This window comes from Nocardioides sp. (assembly GCF_035429765.1).
Taxonomy (GTDB): domain Bacteria; phylum Actinomycetota; class Actinomycetes; order Propionibacteriales; family Nocardioidaceae; genus Nocardioides.
Map to the genome: position 1 here is coordinate 10,227 of NZ_DAOMFK010000062.1, position 5,003 is coordinate 15,229.

Genomic DNA, 5,003 nt, shown 5'->3' on the forward strand with positions numbered 1-5,003 from the left:
CGGGCCCCGTGAGTGCCGCGCGTACCCTCCGCTTCTCCTGCCTGGACTCCGACGCCCCGCCGCTGTTCTCGCTGTGGACGCCGGAGTCGGGCCGGCAGGGCTACGAGCCTGCGGTCGCCCAGCTGCTGGCCGACGAGCTCGGCCGGGAGCTGGAGTGGGTGCGGGTCCCGTGGACCGACATGGTGCCGGCCGCCCAGCGCGGCGACGCCGACGCGGTGCTGTGCGGCCAGGGGATCACCCCGAGCCGTCGGGAGGTCATGGACTTCACCCGGCCCTACGCGGTCTTCCACGAGGGCGTGCTGGTCCGGCGCGGGGAGCCGATCCACACGGCCGCCGACCTCGCGGGCAAGCGGGTCGCCGCGATCGAGAACAGCACGAACATGGCCCTCGCCGAGACCTTCGAGGGCGCGGTGCTCGTGCCGTTCGGGGCCTCCTCGGAGGACGTGTACGCCGACATGCTGGCCGCGCTGAAGGCCGGGGAGGTCGACGCGGTCGTGGACGACGACGTCGTCTTCGTCCCGCTGGGCGCCACCCACCCCGACTACGAGCTGGCGTTCGTGGCCAGGACCGGCAACCGGTGGGGGATCTCGGTGCCCAAGGACCGGCCCGAGGTGCTCGCCGAGCTGGACGGCGCCCTGGCCCGGGTGATCGCCGACGGTCGGCTGCGTGGCGCCTGGGAGACCTGGCTGCCGACGCTGGACTACCCCTTCGACGAGGGCTGAGCGTGGCCGCCCCCGCACCCGGGGAGGCCCCCGCCGAGGTGCTCCTCGCCGAGGTCCTGCCCACCCGCCCCACCCCGGCGGACCCCGTCGCCCGGGTGGCCGTGCTGGTCTCGCTCAACTTCCCCGACATGACCGAGCACACCGCCGAGCTGGTCACCCGGTTCACCCGGGTCGCGCTCGAGACCCTGCTCGACCTCGGCGCGGCGTACGAGCTCTTCGACACCAGCACCGCCCTGCCGGACCCGGCCGCCGTCGCCCACTGCGACGGGCTGCTCCTGCTGGGCGGCGGCGACGTCGACGGCAGGCTCTACGGCTCGGCCCACGAGGAGGTGCCCAACTCCTACGGCGTGGACCTGCGCGCCGACCGGGACGGGATCGCCGCTGTGCGCGCGGCCCTCGCAGCGGACCTGCCGGTCCTGGGCATCTGCCGTGGGGCGCAGCTGGTCAACGTGGCCTACGGCGGCACGATCATCCCCGACATCGACGACTACGGGCTGCACCGTGGCGGGCCCGGGGAGCCGATGTTCCTCGACGAGGAGATCACCCTCGCCGCAGGCACGCGGCTGCACCGGCTGCTCGGCGCCGACCTGGTCGTCGGCCGGTCGGGCCACCACCAGGCGGTCGACGAGCTGGGCGAGGGCCTCGTGGTCACCGCCCGGGCCCACGACGGCATCGTCGAGGGCTTCGAGGACCCGACCCGCTGGCTGGTGGGCGTGCAGTGGCACCCGGAGGACGACGACGGACCCGAGGAGGACCGGCGCCGGCTGTTCGCCGGCTTCCTGGACGCCTGCGCGCGCCGCTGACTCTCCGGTGACCGGGCGGGTCCGGCGCCGGCGGGCGGGTAGGTAGGCTCGGGTGCATGCGTCGGGTGCTGGGGGTCGTGCTCGCCGTGACCCTCCTCGGCGGCCTGCTCGCCGCCTGCCGGGACGAGCCGGACCGCGCCGTGGTCGCGTTCCTCCTCGCCAGCGACACCTCGCCGCGGTGGACGCAGTTCGACGAGCCGGCCTTCCAGCAGCGGGTGGAGGAGACCTGCCCGGACTGCGTCTACCTCACCAGGAACGCCCAGGGCGACCCGGACCGGCAGTCGGCGCAGCTGGACGAGGTGCTGGCCGCCGGTGCGGACGTGGTGGTGCTCAACGCGGTCTCCGCCGACACCGGTGAGGAGCTGGTGAACCGCGCCGGAGCGGTGCCCGTCGTGGCCTACGACCGGTTCGTCGCCGGGGCGGACTGGTACGTCTCCTTCGACGCCGACGCGGTCGGCAGCCAGATGGCGCACGCGGTGGCCCGCCAGCTGGGCGGGACCGGGTCGGTGCTCGTCGTCAACGGCGCCCAGACCGACGCCAACGGGGTGGCCCTCAAGAGCGCCGTGCACCGGGTCCTCGCCCGCACCGACCTGACCATCCTCGCCGAGCTGGACCCGCAGACCTGGTCGGACACCGAGGCCGCCGAGTGGGTCTCCGCGCAGCTGGCCACGCACCCCGCCCGCACCATCGACGCGGTGCTGGCCGCCAACGACCTCCAGGCCGGTGGGGTGGTGCGGGCCCTGGCCGACGCCCGGGTACCGTCGGTGCTCTGGCCGTTGGTCACCGGCCAGGACGCCGACCTCGAGGCGCTGCGCCGCATCGTGCTGGGTGAGCAGGCCCTCACCGTCTACAAGGCCTTCCCGCGGGAGGCGCAGCAGGCGGCGGACATCGCGGTGACCGTGGCGACGGGGGGCACCGTCAAGGGTGCGACCGAGGTCGAGGGAGTGCCGGGCTTCGTCTTCGAGCCGGTCGTGGTGACCCTGGCCAACCTCACCGACACCGTGGTGCGCGACGGGATCTACCGGCCCGCCGTGATCTGCCGCGGCAAGGTCCTGCCCAGGTGCGAGCAGCTCGGCATCATCTGAGCGCGGGCGCGGCGTACGTCGTGGTGCGCTGCCGCACCGGCCGGCCGATGCCGGACCCGATCTCGACGAGCTCGGCGACGGTCTTCGCCGAGCCGTGCTCGGACCCGGCCATCCGGGAGATGGTCTCCTCCATCAGGGTGCCGCCGAGGTCGTCCGCACCCGCCTGCAGCATCAGCCGGGTGCCGTCCACGCCCAGCTTCACCCACGAGGTCTGCACGTGGTCGACCGCGCCGTGCAGCAGGATCCGCGCCATCGCGTGGACCGCGAGGTTGTCGCGCAGGGTGGGGCCCGGCCTGGCCACGCCGGCCAGGTACAGCGGCGCCGAGTGGTGCACGAACGGCAGAGGGACGAACTCGGTGAACCCGCCGGTCTCCTCCTGCACGCGACGCAGCAGCCGCAGGTGCGCCACCCAGTGCCGGGGGTGGTCGACGTGGCCGTACATCATGGTGGCGCTCGAGGGCAGCCCCAGCCGGTGCGCGGTGGTCACCACCTCCACCCACGTGCGGGTGGGCAGCTTGCCCTTGGTGAGCACCCAGCGGACGTCGTCGTCGAGGATCTCCGCGGCCGTGCCGGGGATGCTGCCGAGGCCCGCCTCCCGCAGCTGCAGCAGGAACTCCTCCAGGCTCAGCCCGGCTCGGGTGGCGCCGTTGACGACCTCCATCGGGGAGAAGGCGTGGACGTGCATGTCCGGCACCCGGTCCTTCACCGCCCGCACCAGGTCGACGTACGCCGTCGTGGGCAGCTGCGGGTCGATGCCGCCCTGCATGCAGACCTCGGTCGCGCCGAGCCGCCAGGCCTCCTCGGCGCGGTCGGCGACCTGGTCGAGCGAGAGCGAGAACGCGTCGGCGTCGGTACGGCGCTGGGCGAAGGCGCAGAAGCGGCAGCCGACGTAGCACACGTTGGTGAAGTTGATGTTCCGGTTCACCACGTAGGTGACCTCGTCACCGACGGTCTGCTGGCGCAGCTGGTCGGCCAGCCGGCACACCTCCCGCAGCAGGCCCCCCTCGGCCGTCATCAGGGTCAGCGCCTGGTCGTCGGTGAGCGAGGTCGGGTCGGTCTCCGCGGCGCGCAGCGCAGACAGTCCGCCGCGTAACTCATCATTTGTGCCCCCGACATGATGATCTTCGCGGCGGACCGCCTCGCGCAGGGCGTCCCAGTCGCCGTAGACGGTGTCGAAGTCGGAGCGGCGGTCGGTGCGACGGCCGGTGGTGTCGACCTCGGTGTGCAGGTCCGTGCGCCCCGAGGGCAGGCCGCCGTCCGGCTCCTGCCACGGCCGGCCGGCGGGACGTACGCCGGGGCGCGCGAGGCCGTCCGGCCCGGCCAGGGCGGCCACGTGGCCCTGGACCCGGGGGTCCAGCCACGGCTCCCCGGCGCGGACGTACTCCGGGTGCACCGCCAGCCGGGGGCGCAGCGCGAACCCCGCCTGGGCCGTGACCTCGCGCAGCGCCTCGATCTCCGGCCACGGCCGCTCCGGGTTCACGTGGTCCGGGGTGAGCGGCGAGACGCCGCCCCAGTCGTCCACCCCGGCGTCCAGCAGCAGCCGGCACTCCTCGAGCGCGACCAGGTTGGGCGGGGCCTGCACCCGCACCCGGGGCCCCAGCACGATGCGGGTGACCGCGACCGCCGCGAGGTGCTCGGTCAGGTCCAGGTCGTCGGCGTGGCGCATCGGCGTGCTCGGCTTGGCCCGGAAGTTCTGGACGATCACCTCCTGCACCGCGCCGTACCGCCGGGCGGTGGCGCGCAGCGCGAAGACCGTCTCGGCCCGCTCGGCCAGGGTCTCGCCGATGCCGACCAGGAGCCCCGTGGTGAACGGGACCGCCAGCCGGCCCGCGTCGTCGAGGACCCGCAGCCGCACGGCGGGGTCCTTGTCCGGTGAGCCGTGGTGGGCCGCCCCGGGCTCGGTGAACAGCCGGCTGGACGTGGTCTCGAGCATCATGCCCATCGACGGGGCGACCGGCTTGAGCCGCGCGAGCTCCTCCCAGGTCATCACCCCGGGGTTCAGGTGCGGCAGCAGCCCGGTCTCCTCCAGCACGCGCACGGCCATCGCCCGCACGTAGCCCAGGGTGGAGTCGTAGCCCTGCTCGGCGAGCCACTCGCGCGCCTGCGGCCACCGGTCCTCGGGCCGGTCGCCGAGCGTGAACAGCGCCTCCAGGCAGCCGTGCTCGGCGCCGCGCCGGGCCAGGTCCACGATCTCGTCGGGGGAGAGGTACGGCGACAGCCCGGCCGCCTCGAGCCGGTTCGGCACGGAGACGAACGTGCAGTAGTGGCAGCGGTCCCGGCACAGGCGGGTGACGGGGACGAACACCTTGGGCGAGTAGGTGACCACCCCCGGACGTCCCGCGTCCACGAGCCCGGCGTCGCGGACCCGGGCAGCCACCCGGCACAGCCGGGCC

Annotated in this window: 4 protein-coding genes; 3 read left to right on the forward strand and 1 reads right to left on the reverse strand. The window is 74.3% G+C overall.

All coding sequences use genetic code 11. The features are described from left to right. The 3 genes from PLP61_RS07935 to PLP61_RS07945 all read left to right on the forward strand — a co-directional run. A partial coding sequence (locus PLP61_RS07935; protein WP_324502037.1) for a substrate-binding periplasmic protein occupies positions 1 to 722 on the forward strand: 722 nt, incomplete at its 5' end. A 2-nt stretch (positions 723 to 724) separates the two neighbouring features. Beyond that, on the forward strand, positions 725 to 1,525 hold the full coding sequence (locus tag PLP61_RS07940; protein ID WP_324502039.1) for a gamma-glutamyl-gamma-aminobutyrate hydrolase family protein: 801 nt from the start codon (positions 725 to 727) through the stop codon (positions 1,523 to 1,525). Between the two features lie 56 nt (positions 1,526 to 1,581). Then, entirely contained in the window at positions 1,582 to 2,610 is a 1,029-nt protein-coding gene (locus tag PLP61_RS07945; RefSeq protein WP_324502041.1) for a substrate-binding domain-containing protein, read from the forward strand. On the opposite strand, the gene PLP61_RS07950 is transcribed toward PLP61_RS07945, so the two are convergent. Next, positions 2,603 to 5,003, reverse strand: a 2,401-nt coding sequence (locus PLP61_RS07950; protein ID WP_324502043.1) for a bifunctional FO biosynthesis protein CofGH, incomplete at its 5' end; no start/stop codon positions are given. The genes PLP61_RS07945 and PLP61_RS07950 overlap by 8 nt on opposite strands.

Bases quoted from the DNA above. Each gene is read 5' to 3' on its own strand.
- PLP61_RS07945 (WP_324502041.1), top strand. From the start codon at position 1,582: ATGCGTCGGGTGCTGGGGGTCGTGCTCGCCGTGACCCTCCTCGGCGGC.